This window comes from Prauserella sp. PE36 (genome assembly GCF_003311655.1).
Lineage (GTDB): Bacteria > Actinomycetota > Actinomycetes > Mycobacteriales > Pseudonocardiaceae > Prauserella_A > Prauserella_A endophytica.
In genome coordinates this window covers 75741-92185 of record NZ_QEQT01000063.1, presented here as the reverse complement: position 1 = coordinate 92185, position 16445 = coordinate 75741, and the positions used below count along the sequence as shown (strand labels likewise).

Annotated in this window: 18 protein-coding genes and 1 tRNA gene; 11 read left to right on the top strand and 8 right to left on the bottom strand. The window is 65.9% G+C overall.

All coding sequences use genetic code 11. From position 1 onward, the window contains the following. Positions 1 to 289: 289 nt before the first annotated feature. Entirely contained in the window at positions 290 to 1543 is a 1254-nt protein-coding gene (locus tag DI005_RS37955) for a hypothetical protein (protein WP_147263852.1), read from the bottom strand. Beyond that, positions 1540 to 2094 carry a DUF4365 domain-containing protein gene (locus DI005_RS16140; protein WP_147263851.1) on the bottom strand — a complete coding sequence of 185 codons (555 nt, stop codon included), beginning with the start codon at positions 2092 to 2094 and terminating at the stop codon, positions 1540 to 1542. Before DI005_RS16140 ends, DI005_RS37955 begins: the two co-directional genes overlap by 4 nt. Before the next feature lie 1489 nt (positions 2095 to 3583). On the opposite strand from DI005_RS16140, the gene DI005_RS39705 reads away from it, so the two are divergent. Then, positions 3584 to 4390: an HNH endonuclease gene (locus DI005_RS39705; RefSeq protein ID WP_369973588.1), complete on the top strand. Its 807-nt coding sequence runs from the start codon at positions 3584 to 3586 to the stop codon at positions 4388 to 4390. Between the two features lie 149 nt (positions 4391 to 4539). Then, positions 4540 to 5301, top strand: a complete 762-nt coding sequence (locus DI005_RS16135; protein ID WP_113642682.1) for an NgoMIV family type II restriction endonuclease — start codon at positions 4540 to 4542, stop codon at positions 5299 to 5301. A 34-nt stretch (positions 5302 to 5335) separates the two neighbouring features. Here the strand turns inward: DI005_RS16135 and DI005_RS16130 are convergent, their stop codons facing one another. Further along, positions 5336 to 6574: a DNA cytosine methyltransferase gene (locus DI005_RS16130; RefSeq protein WP_113642681.1), complete on the bottom strand. Its 1239-nt coding sequence runs from the start codon at positions 6572 to 6574 to the stop codon at positions 5336 to 5338. An 85-nt stretch (positions 6575 to 6659) separates the two neighbouring features. Here DI005_RS16130 and DI005_RS16125 point away from each other — a divergent pair, with 85 nt between their 5' ends. Together DI005_RS16125 and DI005_RS38200 are read left to right on the top strand one after the other, a co-directional pair. Further along, positions 6660 to 7157 carry a very short patch repair endonuclease gene (locus tag DI005_RS16125; RefSeq protein ID WP_369973587.1) on the top strand — a complete coding sequence of 166 codons (498 nt, stop codon included), beginning with the start codon at positions 6660 to 6662 and terminating at the stop codon, positions 7155 to 7157. A 132-nt stretch (positions 7158 to 7289) separates the two neighbouring features. Beyond that, positions 7290 to 7374 (top strand) — tRNA-Ser (locus DI005_RS38200). A gap of 140 nt (positions 7375 to 7514) precedes the next feature. Here DI005_RS38200 and DI005_RS16120 read toward each other — a convergent pair. Further along, on the bottom strand, positions 7515 to 8165 hold the full coding sequence (locus DI005_RS16120) for a hypothetical protein (protein ID WP_113642680.1): 651 nt from the start codon (positions 8163 to 8165) through the stop codon (positions 7515 to 7517). A 64-nt stretch (positions 8166 to 8229) separates the two neighbouring features. Between DI005_RS16120 and DI005_RS16115 the strand changes: the two genes are divergently transcribed. Further along, a complete protein-coding gene (locus tag DI005_RS16115; protein WP_199542844.1) occupies positions 8230 to 8865 on the top strand; it encodes a TetR/AcrR family transcriptional regulator in 636 nt (211 codons plus the stop codon). A 486-nt stretch (positions 8866 to 9351) separates the two neighbouring features. Here DI005_RS16115 and DI005_RS16110 read toward each other — a convergent pair whose 3' ends face one another. Genes DI005_RS16110 through DI005_RS16100 form a run of 3 tightly spaced genes read right to left on the bottom strand, consistent with a single transcriptional unit; the run spans position 9352 to position 11182 of the window. Continuing rightward, the gene (locus tag DI005_RS16110) at positions 9352 to 9753 is read right to left on the bottom strand and encodes an arsenate reductase ArsC (protein WP_112266235.1); all 402 of its coding nucleotides are present in this window, start codon (positions 9751 to 9753) and stop codon (positions 9352 to 9354) included. Then, entirely contained in the window at positions 9750 to 10823 is a 1074-nt protein-coding gene (arsB, locus tag DI005_RS16105) for an ACR3 family arsenite efflux transporter (RefSeq protein WP_113642679.1), read from the bottom strand. The genes DI005_RS16110 and arsB overlap by 4 nt, the downstream gene beginning before the upstream one ends. Then, positions 10820 to 11182 (bottom strand): helix-turn-helix transcriptional regulator, encoded by a 363-nt coding sequence (locus DI005_RS16100; protein WP_112266239.1) that lies wholly within the window; start codon positions 11180 to 11182, stop codon positions 10820 to 10822. The genes arsB and DI005_RS16100 overlap by 4 nt, the downstream gene beginning before the upstream one ends. A gap of 44 nt (positions 11183 to 11226) precedes the next feature. Between DI005_RS16100 and DI005_RS16095 the strand changes: the two genes are divergently transcribed. Then, entirely contained in the window at positions 11227 to 11628 is a 402-nt protein-coding gene (locus DI005_RS16095; RefSeq protein WP_113642678.1) for an ArsI/CadI family heavy metal resistance metalloenzyme, read from the top strand. 6 nt (positions 11629 to 11634) lie between these two features. Here the strand turns inward: DI005_RS16095 and DI005_RS16090 are convergent, their stop codons facing one another. Continuing rightward, positions 11635 to 11925, bottom strand: a complete 291-nt coding sequence (locus tag DI005_RS16090) for a hypothetical protein (RefSeq protein ID WP_233520159.1) — start codon at positions 11923 to 11925, stop codon at positions 11635 to 11637. On the opposite strand from DI005_RS16090, the gene DI005_RS38580 reads away from it, so the two are divergent. The 5 genes from DI005_RS38580 (at position 11920) to DI005_RS16065 (ending at position 16442) form a co-directional block, all read left to right on the top strand. Next, positions 11920 to 12144 (top strand): hypothetical protein, encoded by a 225-nt coding sequence (locus DI005_RS38580; protein ID WP_199542882.1) that lies wholly within the window; start codon positions 11920 to 11922, stop codon positions 12142 to 12144. The two genes, DI005_RS16090 and DI005_RS38580, sit on opposite strands and share 6 nt — an antisense overlap. A 25-nt stretch (positions 12145 to 12169) precedes the next feature. Then, entirely contained in the window at positions 12170 to 12817 is a 648-nt protein-coding gene (locus DI005_RS16080) for a TetR/AcrR family transcriptional regulator (protein ID WP_112266243.1), read from the top strand. 189 nt (positions 12818 to 13006) lie between these two features. Beyond that, positions 13007 to 14476 carry an NAD(P)/FAD-dependent oxidoreductase gene (locus DI005_RS16075; protein WP_113642677.1) on the top strand — a complete coding sequence of 490 codons (1470 nt, stop codon included), beginning with the start codon at positions 13007 to 13009 and terminating at the stop codon, positions 14474 to 14476. Then, positions 14476 to 15390 (top strand): metal-dependent hydrolase, encoded by a 915-nt coding sequence (locus DI005_RS16070; protein WP_113642676.1) that lies wholly within the window; start codon positions 14476 to 14478, stop codon positions 15388 to 15390. The genes DI005_RS16075 and DI005_RS16070 overlap by 1 nt, the downstream gene beginning before the upstream one ends. After that, positions 15387 to 16442 carry a PDR/VanB family oxidoreductase gene (locus DI005_RS16065; RefSeq protein WP_233520158.1) on the top strand — a complete coding sequence of 352 codons (1056 nt, stop codon included), beginning with the start codon at positions 15387 to 15389 and terminating at the stop codon, positions 16440 to 16442. The genes DI005_RS16070 and DI005_RS16065 overlap by 4 nt, the downstream gene beginning before the upstream one ends. Positions 16443 to 16445: the final 3 nt, after the last annotated feature.

The following is a 16445-nucleotide window of genomic DNA, read 5'->3' as shown; positions in this document are numbered from 1 at the left end:
TCGGCCGGAGCCGAGGCAGGCCGGGGGAGCAGAGAGCGTCGAACAAGGAGAAGAACATGTCCTCGCCGGACGGGCAGGCTCCGGGATGGCCCGGAACGTAGCTGCGGTGCGGTTGGCAGGGTGGGCGCTTGGTGGTCATCCCGTCGCCTGACTGATGGCTATCACACCGCGCCGGAACCGCAAGCCTGGCAAATTCGGCCGGCGGATGGCGAGCAAGGATTGCGGCCCCGACACGGCGTGATCGAGACGCCATCAGGCGACGGGATGACCACCAAGCTCGGCCTTCGTGTCAGTCTCGGATAGCTTGAACACTCACGTCACCCTCTAGTACCAGAACGCCGCCGGTTCGGCGCAGGTCGCCGGTGACTTGAATTGGAAATCGACCGCGATAGGCGGCGATAGCCAAGTCATGGTCAGCTCCGGAAAGTGTAACTCGGACTTGCCTAACATTGTTTCGTTCGACGACACCTTTGATCGTGACTGTAGCTTCATCCGGCTCATCACTACGCTCTGAAAGTTCGAGCTTGATCACGCGCCCAATCATTGTTAATCGTTCGGGATCCCTGCGTTCCCTTAATCGTCTGCTTACTGCGCCAATTGGCTCAACGTAATCGCGCGTGAAGACAACTTGATCTACCTCAGGTGGCCTTATGGTTTCAGCGGGGGCCCATCTAAAGCTAAGGTCGAGTGCACGCAGTCCTTGGTATTTTGTCATCTGAAGTAGGGAGTCGCATAAGTCCGCGCTGACACCTGACCTGATTGCTTCAGTAGATGCGATTGGATTCGCGGACTCTGCGATTCGCACAGTTTCGCTTAAGGCGTTCGCTAAGGTCGACGTTACTCGTCGCTGGAACGGTGGAACGATTAGTGGCTGCTCGTCTACCGCAGCGACTTCTCCGCTCGTAGGCGCAGTGATGGCGGCATCGTCGTGTGGCACGGCAGGTTCCAGTTCTTCGGACTGCCCAGGATAAGAAGAGGGAAGCGTTCGTAAAGCCTCCGCAGGAACGACTTCGTCGTCATCGAGGCTTGTTATAACAGTAATGACGAAACTGCCCCGTTGAGTGTGCCCCATTCGGACGTCATCCTCAACGAAGTTTCGTACCAAATCTGGTCGACGCCCGACGTAGGAAGCCCTGGGATCAATCGCTGACAGGGCGGCCGCAGACAGCAGTTTTATCGTTCCACTTATGAGTTGTTCGGCTTGCCTTAGTGGAATGCTGTCGTGTCTGATCAATTGATCAGCTCGAATATAGAGCAGATCAGAACGGGCGCTGAGTATGTTGTTCGCTAGTTGGTAAGAGTCCCAATCATATACGTGACATAACCGTCTGAGAGCTTCGTCAAAGCGTTTTGAGTAGTCGATGTAAGTCGGGTCAAGTGGGAGTTGGACCCGAGCCCTTGGGCGACCGCCTTCGGTCAGCAGCCATGACTCGGCGGCTTCGGATGCGTACTCGAGTTCCCAGCCGCTCACTCCGAGGTATGTGCCCACCGCGTTGGGTGATAGGGCGAGGTCACTGGGCAGCTCGTCCAGGACGCTGCTCATGGCTGGCCCCCGTCCGCTACTCGTTTCATGATGGCCAACAGGCTCTTGACATCGAAGATGTTACGTCGAGGCAAGTGAACGGTCTTGTTATCTTGGTCAATGGACGGCATCCCGCGCAACGACATCCAGTAGGCGCATTTCACCAGGGTCAGTGCTTCTTCGTTCTGAGCCACCCACTCCTCGAGGGCTGCTGGAACTACCATCACGATCAAGATAGCCGGAGTGATGCGCTTCTCGCCCCGGAGCTTGTCGTAGTTGTGGCGAGGCAGGGGGAACGCGAGATGGTCATCTTTGAGGTGGTCGCCCGACGTGCACTTGAGCTGCACGTCGACCTTGACATCCCCGAGTAGGTCGTCCTCTGGGGTCTGCATAAGGACCGCGTCGATACCATGGTCGTCAATCTCGACATCCTGTAGCTTGCAACGGGCGGCAGTCGCAACCGCGTGGGTATAAGCGATGCTGATCTGCTCTTTGCACAGGTTTGGTTGCAGGCGCCCGTAGGGCACCCCCGAGCCGTGCATATCCGGAAAGAGGACCGTCACAAGCGGCACCCAACCACAGCAAGACGGCGGTGTGAACAACGTTGTCGATCTTGTTAGGTCTGAGCACCCAGTTGGAGCAAGGCATCGCGGCACATCGTCGAAGTATCACTTGACGTGCGGCTGCTTTGACGATGTCTAACGGAAGGTCCTCGATACCGACCAGCCGGGCGTGGTTACTAATATTCGGAGGTGGATCTTTGGACGCCACCCGGAGCTGACCTCGGCTCAAGCGGCCCGCCAGTTCCTGACCCGCGTATGGTCAACTTCGCCGGATTAAACGGCGGCGCGCACAGTGGGTACCACGAACTTCGCCGACAGGCATCGGCCTGGCCGAAGACCGCATCGACCCCAGCCAGTGCCGCGGAGCTACTGAGCACTAGTCGTGATCTCTATGCTCAGGGCTACTACGCCTATCCGCTCTTCTCAGTTGGGGGAACGTGGTCAGTTTTCGCAGTTGAGGCCGCGTTGCGTGTCTCGCTTGGTGCGAGCGAGAAAGAACAGCTCGGCCGGTTGGTGAAGGCTGCGGAGCAGCGAGGTCTGCTACCACGGCCCACTTGGGACGACGATCGCCTTGATGCGGGGCGCAAGCTCCGTAATCGGACGGTTCACGGCGGCGGCCAGCAGCTATGGACACCGGCATTGGCCCGCATGGTCATAGGAAGCTCGCATGAGGCCGTTGCCGCGCTATTCCCGGACCCGTTGGAGTGATCGACACGTAGGACTTCAGCAGGGGACTGTTCCGATACAGTCTGGCAAGATCATCACCACACGTTACCCACACATAAGGCTGTAAAACGACGACAGTTGATGATCCACAGCGTCGAACGTTCCCGCAGATCACCATCGCTTTCGTCCAACATTGCGAAACATCCGGCGGCACCCGCCCGGATCAGAAGGTTAGGGGTTCGAATCCCTTCGGGCGCGCCAAACCCCCAGGTCAACGGTCTGGGGGTTTTGTAGCGGCCAGGTGGTTGCCAATTGATTGCCAGTTTTCACGTCTTCGGGACGAAGACCTCTTCAAGGCGGCGCCTGCGGCGCCGCTCGGCCTCAGCCCTCCTGCCCCGGCCGAGCCTGCGCGGGGCGTGCGGCTGACGCCGGTCCCCGCGCATCGGCCGGGGCCGAGGCAGGCCGCGAGCGTAAGCCGCGTTGACAAGAAGACGAGATGTCCTCGCCGGACGGGCAGGCTCCGGGATGGCCCGGGCAGAGCAGCCGTGGCGCCGGTTGGCAGGGTGGGCGCTTGGTGGTCATCCCGTCGCCTGACCTGATGGCTATCACACCGCGCCGGGGCCGCAAAGCCTGGGAAGCTCGGCCGGCGGATGGCGAGCCGAGATTGCGGCCCCAACACGGCGTGATCGAGACGCCATCAGGCGACGGGATGACCACCAAGCTCCGCGTGTGGCGTAACAGAAGATCGACTCTCCGCGATGCTTTTGACGCGCGAGTACTACGGTAAGAAATAGAATGAACCCAACGGGTTGCCCTCTTAGGGAGTACAAACATGCCGATAATGGATCTGTTTTTGGGTGGCGTAGATCCTTGGGCGGAGAAGTGTGACCCACTAGCCAGTGAGCCATTATGGCTGCGACCTACCAGGCCAAACTCTCGAGCAAAGTATGGTGCACTCCCTAGAACGGCTGCATATATTGCTGCCCACTTCGACGAGGGCGACATAATAACATTAAAGGAACTCATTTCAAATGTGCCGGATAATGAAGGATTGATGACTGGTGAATCGCGACCCAACCTGGATACGCAATACCAGCGCAGGTTCCGGCAGCTCCGCGATTTTGGATGGAAGATCAAGAACAGTTTAGAAGACCGTTCGCTTGAGCCCGGACAGTACCGTCTGACTAGAATAGGTCAGCCTCTCTGGATACCAGGACAGGGGGAGGCGAGGAACCCTCGTGTTCCTCCAAGGGTGGCGCAGGCAGTTTTCGAACGTGACGGTAACCGGTGCATTCTGTGTGGCTACGGGGCGGGGGAGTCTTACGAAGACGGAAGTCCGGTGCAACTTCGAGCGGGCCATCGTATTCCCGGTGCGCGGCGCGGAAAGCCAACCGAAGAAAACCTCCGTACCGAATGTGCTCGATGCAATGACGCTATACGCGACGAGCGCCCTGACCCCGTGACATTGGACGAAGTTTGGCCGGCTATACGACGGCAGCCGAAGCGCGAGAAAGATCGAATATTGGAGTGGCTTCTGGTGGGTCAAAAAACACGCACCGAGCCAGAAAGGTTGTACGACCGTGCGCGATACCTATCGCCAAGTGAGCGACGTGAGTTGATTGAGCGTCTGGGCCATTAGTTGGAGTTTGATTGCTCCCAAGGGCGAGTACTTTGCAGGGATCGTTCGGGGATCTTCTTCGGACTGTGCGGAAAGTTCGTGAATACCTGACACTGAGCTGCAGTCTTGTCATGTTGATCATAGAGCGTCGCTCTGATTAGGTACGTGGTGTGACGGCAAGGTTCGCAACGCAGCTTCTCGGCTGGAAAACAAGTAAGAAGAACAAACTCGGCTGGCGCCTTGTGCCTAACAGCGCTGACGTAGACAACGCCGAGTCACTCCGGCTGGCGGCCGCCGTTCTCGAGGGTCTTGGTGTTGGGTCAGGCGCGGTTTCGGACGTGCCTGCGAATCCAGGGGGACCGCTCGAGCAGTGTGTCCGGGCTCACTTGGAGGCTGAGCTACCGCGTATTGACGCGGAGCGTCAGTGGCAGGTGCGAAACGGTGGCCTGATCACCGAGTTCGCGCAGTATGCGCACCTCAAGGCTGTCGATGTGCTGGTACAGGCGAACCCGGAGCTCCGGATTACCGTGGGCCGAGATTACCTGATCCGGCCTGATGTGACGGTTGGTCTACTCGATCTTGATGTGCTGGGCGCTCCGCCGTTCCTGCATGCGGCAGTGTCTTGCAAATGGACCATTCGGTCTGATCGAGTGCAGAACATCCGGCATGAGTGTGGCCAGATGGTGAGGCATCGACGCGGACGCCAGCCGCACCTGGTGACAGTCACGGCCGAGCCGCTCCCAAGCCGCCTCGCCTCGATAGCCCGGGGAACCGGTGAGGTAGACGCTGTCTACCACGTTGCTTATGAACACTTGGCTGCCGCAGTAGCGGAAGTGGCCAACGCCGAACAACGGGCGGCCTGGGACGAGTGCGTGGGCCAACGCAGGATCTTGCCGTACAGCGCCTTGGCGAAAACCCTGGCTCGTTGGTAACCCCGTCGGTCGGCGCCAGCACCTCAAGCCGCGGTCAACTGATCTGTGCTCGGTGCATCAGGAAAAGATCGTGCCGGGTGTGGTCCTTCTGGCCGACGAACGCCTTGAAGCGGCCGAGCTTGTAAGCGGTCTTGGTCCCGGAGGTCTTGATTTCGATCTCGAAGTCGCGACTCAGCAAGCCAATTCGACGTTCTAGTTCAGCCGGGTCCGACACCTTTACCAGCTTCATCAAGCGTTCCGGGGTTATGAACTCTCCCGACGACCGCAGCGCGGTGTAGAGCGGGTCGTGTTCGGAGGTCTCCAACGTCCGGGGCTCACCTTCGTGACGGAACGCCCGCATGATCGCTGAGCCGACTGCGTGCGCGACCGGGGGCGGGAACGCGTTGCCAATCTGGCGATAGCTGGAGGTCTTCCGGCCAGTGAACTCCCAGGGATAGTCGTCGGACCAGCCTTGAATCCGGGCGACCATGTCGCAGGTGAGCTTCGGAACGAAGTTGGCCGGGGCGTCCGCCGCAGGCGGAGCATCCGCAATGCCTAGTCCGTCGACCCGCATCTCGGCCCACGCCCGTTTTGCGCGGGTTGGGCCAAGGTCGGCGCCGCCATGCTTCTTTGAGCCGCCGACGATGGTCGGAGCTATCTTGTTTGCTCGCTTCGACCATGCTCTTGCTCCGCGCCATCCATTGGCGGCCATCAAGTCCAGGAGCGTTTCTCCCACAGTTGGTGGCGGGCCTACAGGCTCAGGCCAATGGAAATAGGGCGCGTCCTCGGGCCTAAGCGCGACGAGGATAAAGCGAGGCCGGAGCTGGGGCACCCCGTAGTCGGAGGCATGGAGAAGTCGCCACTCGGCGATGTAACCGAGTTGAGTCAGGCGGTCGAGGACGTGCTGCCGGTAGCCGACAAAGCGCGGCATGCTCAGCCCGCGCACGTTCTCGAGCAGCAGCGCCCGCGGTTGAACCACCGCGACCTGCTCCACCGCCCAGGCGAAGAGGTCTCGCTCGTCGTTCGCGCCGAGTTGCTTGCCTGCGATGGAGAACGGTGGGCACGGTACACCGCCGGCGAGCAAGGCAACGCCCTTGTAGTCGGCCGGATCCCATACGGACGGGTCCGCGACGTCGCCCTCGGCTACCTTCCACGTGGAGCGGTTAGCGCGCAGCGTGTTGCACGCATTCTCGTCGAGTTCAACCGCGAGAGCGTGCTCGAACGCTGCCTTCTCTAGGCCTAGTGCCTGCCCGCCTGCGCCGGCGCAGATCTCGACCACTTCATACTTGGTCATCGAAGCTCTCTCCTTTCTGCGCCGCGCGGGAGCATGCCGGTATCTTGCCTCACGCCGGTCGCAGAGGTTGGGATGGTGTTGGTTGGTGGAAGCCGTGTCGCACGATGGCGAAGGGCGGCCCCGGCAAGTCGCTCGTGACCAGGGCCGTTACCCCGGTGCGATGAATGCGGGCCGGTCTCGGAACATGCGAGCGAACCGCCGGTCGAACACGAAACCCGAGGTGGCATTGCGTAGCGAGCTGCATCGCCTGGGTTACCGCTATCGCAAAGATCACAGGCTAGATCTGCCGACCGGCGTCCGTGTGCGGCCCGACATCGTGTTCACGCGCCGCAAGGTTGCGGTATTCGTTGACGGCTGCTTTTGGCACGTCTGCCCAGAGCATGGTCGGCAGCCCACTCGCAACGAGTGGTACTGGAACCCCAAGCTACGGCGGAACGTCGAACGGGATCGGCGTGCAGACAGCGCTCTGGCGGAAGCCGGCTGGCACGTGATCCGCATCTGGGAGCACGAGACGTTGGCAGACGCGGTAGCCCGCGTACGGGAGGCGCTCGAACATGTGTTCGATTCTATGCCGCCGGTGTGACACTCCGCAGGAACACGATCGTGTACCGCGGGTCGCCCGGGTTTGCTGGCCAATGGCAATAATCGATGGCAGATAACCCATGACGATGCTCGAGCACAGCGGGTAGGCGGACCGCATTGATGCAGGTGAGAAGCGCCGTCGGCAGGCGACAACAGACTCTGATTATCAGGGAAACGGCATCAGAAGGTTAGGGGTTCGAATCCCTTCGGGTGCGCCACCCAGCACCCCAGCGAGACCACCGTCTAGCTGGGGTTTTGCTTTTGTCCTTTTGGTCATCTCCTGCCGCCGCGATATCGGCGACAGTGGCGTGGGCGCCTGGCCTGCCCTTGGTCTCCGTGGCTGGTGCTCGTGAGTTGGTCAGAGGTTCAGGAGTGCGACGCCGTAGGCGACTATCCAGGTGGCCCAGCCTAGCCAGCCGATCAGGCCGGTGATCGCGATCCGATTCGTTCCGTCCACATTGTACGGAGCGGCGGCGGAGGAGACGAACAGCAGTGCCGCGCTGGCATACCCGAGCCAGGCGTGCCAGGTGGGGATGAAGTCGAGGCTGGAGCCCGCGACGGTGAAGCCCAGCAGCGCGATCGCCAGAAAGGCCTGGTTGAAGCCGAAAAGCACATTGGTCACCGCCCACAGACCAGGTACCGAGCCGCGATGATGCACGGCGGCCGAGGCCGCCCCGAACCGAAGCGCCTCGACCACCATGAAGGTGGCGTTCTGCATGAGGACCCCGGCGAAGCCGGCCAGCGCCCAGCCGTCGGTCCTCGCTTCCCCGCGCCAGAGCGCCGACAGCAGCCCCGCGGCGAAGAACGTGAGGAACAGCCAGGTGGCCGGGACGAGCACCGAGGGCCGCTTCAGCCGATCGCCCATTGCGGCGAGTGCGTCGGTCGCCTCCTTCAGGGGTTTCCCCGAGCCCGGCGCCGGAAGGCCGCCGCGTAGGTAGCCGATGTTGGTGAGGACGCCGAGCGCGACGAACCCGATGCCGCCCGCCCCCGCGAGGCTGGTGATGATCACTGCAGTGCCCCCATTCGTTTTACGATGCTTATATTCAATGTAGAAGGCGCTAGACTGAGAGGCAATGATGGAGCAGGAATCAGGGCGCCGCCGGTACAACTCCCTGCGCCGCGTCGCGCAGGCGCACCAGACGAGGGCCGAGATCGCCGACGCCGCACGCAGGCTGTTCATCGCCCAGGGCTGGGCGGCGACCACCGTGCGGGACGTGGCGCGCGAGGCCGCGGTTTCGGTGCCGACGGTCTACGCCGCGTACCAGAACAAGCCGGGGCTGGTGCGGGCACTGGCCGACGCCGCGGACCTCTCGGCGGGGCTGCCCCAGATGATCGACGAGTTGGAGGGCACCAGTGAGCCCCGGGCACACCTGGCGGCGATGGCCGGTTACGACCGGCGCGTGTACGAGCGCGCGGGCGACCTCATCGCCCTGATCCGGGAGGCGGGCCGCACCGAGCCCGAACTCGCCGAGCTGTACGTGCAGGCCCGTAGGGAAGCCGACCAGACCCGCGTCCAGGTCTTCTCGTCCTGGCCGCGGGGCACGCTCCGGCACGGGCTGGACGTTCCGGTCGCCGTCGACATCTACGCCGCGCTCTGCAACATCGACGTCTACACCACGCTCACCGTCGAGCGGTCGTGGTCACCCGACCGCATCGAGGAGTGGTGGGGCCTGGCACTCGCCCGCGAGTTGCTGAGCCACCCCGAATAGTGCACTTCGAGATCATCGGCACCGATCCGGGGCAGCTGCGCGAGTGCAGCCGGCGTCGCCGGGAATGCGGGCATCAACGGCGGCATCGGCGGCGGGCAGGAGTACCCCCGGCGCGTGTTGCTCTACGTCGGGGGCGACGCCATCGAGTCGGCGTCGCGGCAGGCCGGGCGGTTCGGCGGGCTTCACCGGATGGACCGGAGCGGACGCCGTGAGACGCAAGCTGGTCGGCGTCGCCGGCCTGGCGTGAACGGCGAGGAGCGAGCGTGAAGCACCTGGTCCTGATCTACGGCAACCCGGACCGGGGATAAGCAGACTGCCACGGCAGTCCACCTGGCCACGGCGCTCCACACGGGCCCGACCGGCACGATCCGCTCGTCGCGCACGAGCACGTCGGCACGGTCGAGCGAGCCGCTGCCGGGGTCGAGCACCAACCCGGCGAGCTGGGCCGCCTCCAGCCATGCCCGCATCCTGCCGTGCTCGGGCTGATCAGGTCGTCAGTTCCGCGAGCAGGGCTCGAACCCGGCGGTCGATGTCGTCGCGGATCGGGCGGATGCGGTCGGCCGGCTGGCCCGCGGGGTCGTCCAGTTGCCAGTCCAGGTAGCGCTTGCCGGGGAACACCGGGCACGCGTCGCCGCAGCCCATCGTGATGACGACGTCGGCGGCCTGTACCGCGTCGGTGGTCAGGGGTTTGGGGAACTCCTTGGACAGGTCGAGTCCGATCTCGTTCATCACCTCGACCACGGCGGGGTTGACGCTTTCGGCGGGCGCGGAGCCCGCGGAGCGGACGGTGACCCGTCCCTGGGCGTGGTGGTCGAGCAGCGCGGCGGCCATCTGTGAGCGGCCGGCGTTGTGCACGCACACGAACAGGACCTCGGGCGGGGTGGTCATCGGTTTGCCTCCACGGTGAAACGGCGACGGAGTGCGAGAGATACGTAGACGAGGCCGACGAGCACGGGGACCTCGATCAGCGGTCCGACCACACCGGCGAGGGCCTGGCCGCTCGTGGCGCCGAAGGTGGCGATGGCCACGGCGATGGCGAGTTCGAAGTTGTTGCCCGCCGCGGTGAACGCCAGCGTCGTGGTGCGCTCGTAGGTCAGCCCGAGGCCCTTGCCCAGTGCGTAGGAGCCCGCCCACATCACGGCGAAGTAGACCAGCAGCGGCAGGGCGATCCGGGCGACGTCCAGGGGCCGGGCGGCGATCTGCTCTCCCTGCAGCGCGAACAGGATCACGATGGTGAACAGCAACCCGTAGAGCGCGATCGGCCCGATCTTCGGCAGGAACCGCGTCTCGTACCACTCACGCCCCCTTGCTCGTTCGCCGAACCTGCGGGTGAGGAAACCGGCCACCAGCGGGACACCGAGGAAGATCAGCACACTCTTGGCGATCTCCCAGCCGGACACGGCGAGGTCGGTGGTCTCGAGACCGAGCCAGCCGGGCAGCAGTGCGAGGTAGAACCAGCCGAGCAGGCCGAACGCGATCACCTGGAAGACCGAGTTCACCGCAACCAGCACCGCGGCGGCCTCCCGGTCGCCGCTGGCGAGGTCGTTCCAGATGATCACCATCGCGATGCAGCGGGCGAGCCCGACGATGATCAGCCCGGTGCGGTACTCGGGCAGGTCGGGCAGCAGTAGCCAAGCGAGCGCGAACATCAGGGCCGGGCCGATGATCCAGTTCAGCAGCAGCGACGACCACAGCAGCCGCCGGTCGCGCGTCACCGAGCCGAGTTCGTCGTAGCGGACCTTGGCCAGCACTGGGTACATCATCACCAGCAGTCCCACGGCGATCGGCAGCGAGATTCCGTCCACCGTCACCGTGTTCAGCGCGGTGCCGAGCCCGGGGACGAGGCGGCCGGCCACCAGGCCGACCGCCATCGCCGCGCCGATCCACACCGGCAGGAACCGGTCGAGCGTCGAGAGCTTGCCCACCAGTCCGGCAGAGGCGCTGTCGGTCGTGGTCACGCCGGCACCGTCTCCTCGCCGGGCACGAGTACGGCCGACAGCCGGGCCAGCATCTCCGGATGCACGCGGTAGTACACCCACGTGCCGCGCCGCTCGCCGGTGATCAGGCCGGATTCGCGCAGCACCTTCAGGTGGTGGGAGATCGTCGGCGCGGTCAGGTCGAACGCGCCGGTCAGGTCGCACACGCACGCCTCACCGCCCGCGTGTGAGGCGATCAGCGAGAGCAACCGCAGCCGGACCGGGTCGGACATGGCCTTGAAAAGCCGGGACAGCTCCACGGCCTGCTCTTCGCTCAGCGGCTCTCGCGCCAGTGGTGAGCAGCACGCGTCCAGGGCGGTCAACGGCAGTTGCTTCGGCATGCGTCTATATTGACAGACCTCTAATTAGGTATCAATCTAAGTTCATGTCACGTATGCAACTCGCGCTGCGGGTGGGTGACCTGCAGGGATCGATCGAGTTCTACTCGAAGCTGTTCAACACCGCCCCGGCCAAGCTTCGGGACGGCTACGCCAACTTCGCCATCGCCGAGCCACCGCTCAAGCTCGTGCTGCTCGAGGGTGAGCCCGGCCAGGCCACCGTCATGGACCACCTCGGCGTCGAGGTCGACACCAGCGGCGAGGTCGTCGCCGCAGGCGAACGGCTTGCCGGCGAAGGCCTCGACACGCTGACCGAGAGCGGCACCACCTGCTGCTACGCACTCCAGGACAAGGTCTGGGTGCATGGCCCCGGCCAGGAGCCCTGGGAGGTCTACACCGTCAAGGCCGACTCCCAGTCCTTCGGGCAGCCGGAGGGTTGCTGCTCCTGACCGGGGTCACGGTCTGATCGTCGTGCCCTCGTTCAGGGTCACCTGCCCCATCACGTACTCGCTCCACACGCCCGCGCTGACTTCCGCGCCGGGCCGGGCGAGGCTCTGCACGTAGCTGCGGCCCTTGTGCACTCCACCGAAGGTCACCGCGAACTCGCTGGTGCTGGCGCGGTCCTGTGGCGGGATGTCGTTGGGCGGCACGATCTCGTTGAGGCCCCAGCGGTAGTCCTCGCGGTAGTCGCCCACGACTTGCTCGAACGTGTTCTCCAGGATCGCGCCGGTGGCAGGGATGTGCATGAGGACACCGCGGAGCCCGTTGTCGTAGGTGGTGTTGTACACGAGCACGTCGCCCTCGCCGCCGCGGTAGAAGGCCGCGCGGCCGGAGCCGCCCTGCGCAGGGGCGGGATCATCCGCCAGTACGACGAGGGCAGGCAGCGCATCAACACCCTGCGCCTCGCGGAGCTCGACACCGGGTTCCCCGGGCTCGTGTCGGCGGTGCTCGCGTCGGCGGACTGACCGCGGGGGGTGACAGGATGGCGGCATGTCGGTACGCGCGGACTCTGGCCCGAGCCGTCCCTGGCGCGGTGTCGGCGCCGACGAGCGGCAGGCGCGCCGCCGCGAGCAGCTGATCGAGGCCGGCTTCACGCTCATGGGCACCGACGGCGCGGCCTCCGTGACCATGCGCGGCGTCTGCCGGGAGGCGAAGCTCACCGAGCGGTACTTCTACGAGAGCTTCCGCAACCGGGAGGAACTGCTCGTCGCCGTGCTGGAGTCGGTGGCTCGTCAGGCGAGGGCCGTGCTGGAGGCCGCGCTGGGGGAGGCGCCCGAGGACGCGGCCGATCTGACACACCGCGCGGTCGCGGCGTTCACCGGTTTCGTCACCGCCGACCCCCGCCGGGGCCGGGTGCTGTTCGTGGAATCGCTCGCCGCGCCCGAGCTGACAAGCCGCGGCGCCGAGCTCGTCGAGGAGTTCACGGCGACGATCGCGCAGGCGCTGCGCGCGCCATCGCTCGCCGGCGAGACCGCGGACGACCGCGACGTGGAGCTCAACGCGCAGGCGGTGTTCGGCGCGCTCGCGTACCTTTTCCAGGCCTGGCTGGCCGGGCGGGTGCCGATTGGTCAGGACCGGTTCATCGAGCACGTCGTGCAGGTGATCGAGCAGCTCGCCAAGGCCAGTTCGCGGCGCTGACCTCCACGGAGGATCGACGACGCGCAACGCCGCCGCTGCCCGCCACGTCCGCCGGAGATGACATCGCCCGCGGTGCGTTCGGGGGCGGTGGTCGTGGCGTTCGCCTGGCCGGAGACGCGCCGGTGTCCCACCCGCAAGTTGACATCACCTGATGTTGACATTGGTCGATGTCAGCTCTACCTTGGCCGCATGCAGGGCAAAGGCGCAGCACGCGTCCGCGTCGCGATCATCGGGGCCGGGTTCGGCGGACTGGGCGCCGCGATCGCCCTCAAACGGGCCGGCATCGACGACTTCGTGGTGCTGGAGCGTGCCGACGACGTGGGCGGCACCTGGCAGGCCAACACCTACCCTGGCGCGCAGTGCGACATACCGTCCATTTTGTACTCGTTCTCGTTCGCGCCGAACCCGCGCTGGAGCAGGCTCTACCCGCTGCAGGGCGAGATCCACGACTATCTGCGCCGGTGTGCCCGCGACTTCGGCGTGCTGCCCCACGTCCGGCTGCGGCACGAGGTGCTCGAAGCGGTGTGGGACGAGGACGACCGGTTGTGGCGGGTGCGCACCGACCGGGGCAGGTGGGAGGCGCGCGTGCTCGTGGGCGCGCTCGGGCCGTTCAGCGAGCCCGCCGTGCCGGACCTGCCGGGCCTGGATCGCTTCGACGGAACTGTTTTCCACTCGTCGCGGTGGAACCACGACCACGAGCTGACGGGCAGGCGCGTCGGCGTGATCGGCACGGGAGCGTCGGCGGTGCAGATCGTGCCGAGGGTGCAGCCCGTGGCAGGGGCGCTGACCCTGTTCCAGCGCACGCCGACCTGGATCATGCCGCACCCTGACCGGCCCATGGACGGCTGGCCGAGGCGAGTGTTCGAGCGGGTGCCCGCCGTGCAGTCGCTCGCGCGGACCGGGCTCGACCTCGTGCAGGAGGCGCTCGTACCCGGTCTGGTGCACCAGCCCGCGCTGCTGAAGGGACTCGAACTGCTGGGCCGCGTGCACCTGCGCAGGCAGGTGCGCGACCCGCGGCTGCGGGCGAAGCTGACGCCGTCGTACGCCTTCGGCTGCAAGCGGCCCACGTTCTCCAACGCCTACTACCCGGCGCTGTGCGAGCCGAACGTCGAGGTGGTGACCGAAGGGATCCGCGAGGTGACACCCGAGGGGATCGTCACCGCCGACGGCCGCACCCACCGGCTCGACACGCTCGTGTTCGGCACCGGTTTCCGGATGGCCGACCACCCCGGGTTCACGCGCCTGCGTGGCAGGGACGGGCGCACGCTGGCCGAGGCATGGCGCAGGGGGCCTCGGGCCTACCTCGGCACCACCGTCGCCGGGTTCCCCAACTTCTTCCTGCTGCTGGGTCCCAACTCGGTGGTCTACACATCGCAGGTCGTCACCATCGAGGCCCAGGTCCGCTACGTGCTGAGCTGCCTGCGCGCCATGGAACGCCGAGGGCTGGCCGCGGTGGAGGTCCGCGAGCGCGCACAGGAGGAGTTCGTGCGCGAGGTCGACAACGGGCTGCGCGGCTCGGTGTGGAACACCGGCGGCTGTGCCAGCTATTACCTCGACGACAGCGGCCGCAACTTCACGTTCTTTCCCGGGTTCAACCGGCGGTTCCGGGCCCGTACCCGGCAGGTGGACCTTGCCGACTACCACCTGAGGAGCGCCTGATGTTCCGTCTTCCCCGCATCGGCCGCCGCCCCGTCGTCGACGCGCGCGGGGCGCGCCGCCACACCGACCAGTCCCACGCCATCGCCGCGCGTGACGTCCACTTCTCGTGGGAGGGCGTGCCGATGCACTACATCCCTGGCGAACCGATGGCGACCCACATCATCAACGTCATGCACCTCGTGCTGCCCGAGGGCGAGCGCGCGATGTCGAAGGCGCTCGCCGAGGCGCTGCCGCTGATCACCGACGAGCGGCTGCGGGAGGAGGTCGTGGGCTTCATCGGCCAGGAGGCCACCCACGCGTCGTCGCACGAGGGCGCGCGCGAGCACCTGGCGACGCTCGGCCTCGACGTGGAGCCGATCGCGCGCAAGATGGACTGGCTCGTCGACCGGGTGCTCGGTGAGCACGGCCTCACCGGCAGGGCCCGGCACGCCTGGCTGTGCGAGCGGCTCGGCCTGTTCGCCGCGATGGAGCACTACACCGCGGTGGTGGGCGAGTGGCTGCTGGAGGCCGAGCACCTCGAGCGCAAAGGCATGCACCCGACGATGCTGGACCTCGTCCGGTGGCACGGCGCGGAAGAGGTGGAGCACCGCAACGTCGCGTTCGACGCGTTTCTGCACGTGGACGGGAGCTACGCGCGCCGCGTGCGGACGTCGCTCGTCGCCAGCTTCACACTCGCGACGCTGTTCCTCACCACCGCGCGCTACCTGTACCGCACCGATCCCACGCCGGGCGCACGGCGGTGGTGGGTGACGGAACTGCTCAGCGCCACGCGCCGGGGCGTGATCCCGAAGGCGACGATCTTCCTCACCGAGATCCCGAAGTACCTGCGCCCGAGCTTCCATCCCTCCCAGCTCGGGCCGATGGACACGGCGCTGCGCTACCTCGCGCGCTCGCCCGCGGTGAGCACGGCATGACCACCACCAGGCAGCCCACCACGGCCATGCGGATCGCGGCCGCCGCGGGCGGGGCGTACCGCGGGGTGTTCGCCGCGAGCCGGCTCGCGCCGCTGCTGTCGCGGCCACAGCCCGTGCGCCGCACCGGGTTCGACCTCGATCTGTCCATTCTCGACCGTCGCGAGGAGGCCGAGGACGTGGTGAGCTTTGTCCTCGGCGACGTGGACGGGCGCCCGCTGCCGTCGTGGGTCCCCGGCGCCCACGTGGACGTGTTCCTGCCCTCGGGGCGGCAGCGGCAGTACTCACTGTGCGGCGACCCCGCCGACCGGCGCGCCTACCGTGTCGCGGTGCGCCGCATCCCCGGCGGGGAGGGTGGCTCGGCGGAGGTGCACGGGCTTCGCGTGGGCGATCCCGTGCGCGTGCGCGGACCCCGCAACGCGTTCTCCCTCGTCGACGCAGGTTCCTACCTGTTCGTCGCGGGCGGCATCGGCATCACCCCGATCCTGCCGATGGTGCGCGAGACCGAGCGGCGGGGCAGGCCGTGGCGGCTCGTCTACCTCGGCAGGTTCCGCGCGAGTATGCCGTTCCTGCGCGAGCTGGCCCACTACGGCCCCGCCGCCGTGGACGTGCGCACCGACGACGTGACGGGAAGGCCCGACCTCGCCACGATCCTTCCGCTGGCCGAGCCGGGCGCCGCGGTGTACCTGTGCGGTCCCCCGGCGTTGACTGACGGGGCGTGGCGGATGTTGCGGGACATCGACCCGGCCGCGTCCCTGCACACCGAACGGTTCAGCCCGCTGCCCGTGGTGGGAGGCAGGCCGTTCCGCATCCGGCTCGCGCGCAGCGGGGTCACCGTGGACGTCGCCGGGGAGGAGACGGCCCTCGCCGCGGTCCGCCGTGCGCTGCCCGGTGTGGCGTACTCCTGCCGCCAGGGGTTCTGCGGCACGTGTAAGACCCGAGTGCTCGACGGGCGGGTGGAGCACCGCGACCGTACGCTCACCGCACGCGAGCGGCAGGACGCGATGCTGCTGTGCGTTTCGCGCGCCTCCGGCTCGCTGGTACTGGACCTCTGACGA

Bases quoted from the DNA above. Each gene is read 5' to 3' on its own strand.
- DI005_RS37955 (WP_147263852.1), bottom strand. From the start codon at position 1,543: ATGAGCAGCGTCCTGGACGAGCTGCCCAGTGACCTCGCCCTATCACCC.
- DI005_RS39705 (WP_369973588.1), top strand. From the start codon at position 3,584: ATGCCGATAATGGATCTGTTTTTGGGTGGCGTAGATCCTTGGGCGGAG.
- DI005_RS16130 (WP_113642681.1), bottom strand. From the start codon at position 6,574: ATGACCAAGTATGAAGTGGTCGAGATCTGCGCCGGCGCAGGCGGGCAG.
- DI005_RS16115 (WP_199542844.1), top strand. From the start codon at position 8,230: ATGATGGAGCAGGAATCAGGGCGCCGCCGGTACAACTCCCTGCGCCGC.
- DI005_RS16110 (WP_112266235.1), bottom strand. From the start codon at position 9,753: ATGACCACCCCGCCCGAGGTCCTGTTCGTGTGCGTGCACAACGCCGGC.
- DI005_RS16100 (WP_112266239.1), bottom strand. From the start codon at position 11,182: ATGCCGAAGCAACTGCCGTTGACCGCCCTGGACGCGTGCTGCTCACCA.
- DI005_RS16095 (WP_113642678.1), top strand. From the start codon at position 11,227: ATGTCACGTATGCAACTCGCGCTGCGGGTGGGTGACCTGCAGGGATCG.
- DI005_RS16090 (WP_233520159.1), bottom strand. From the start codon at position 11,925: ATGCACATCCCTGCCACCGGCGCGATCCTGGAGAACACGTTCGAGCAA.
- DI005_RS16080 (WP_112266243.1), top strand. From the start codon at position 12,170: ATGTCGGTACGCGCGGACTCTGGCCCGAGCCGTCCCTGGCGCGGTGTC.
- DI005_RS16075 (WP_113642677.1), top strand. From the start codon at position 13,007: ATGCAGGGCAAAGGCGCAGCACGCGTCCGCGTCGCGATCATCGGGGCC.
- DI005_RS16070 (WP_113642676.1), top strand. From the start codon at position 14,476: ATGTTCCGTCTTCCCCGCATCGGCCGCCGCCCCGTCGTCGACGCGCGC.
- DI005_RS16065 (WP_233520158.1), top strand. From the start codon at position 15,387: ATGACCACCACCAGGCAGCCCACCACGGCCATGCGGATCGCGGCCGCC.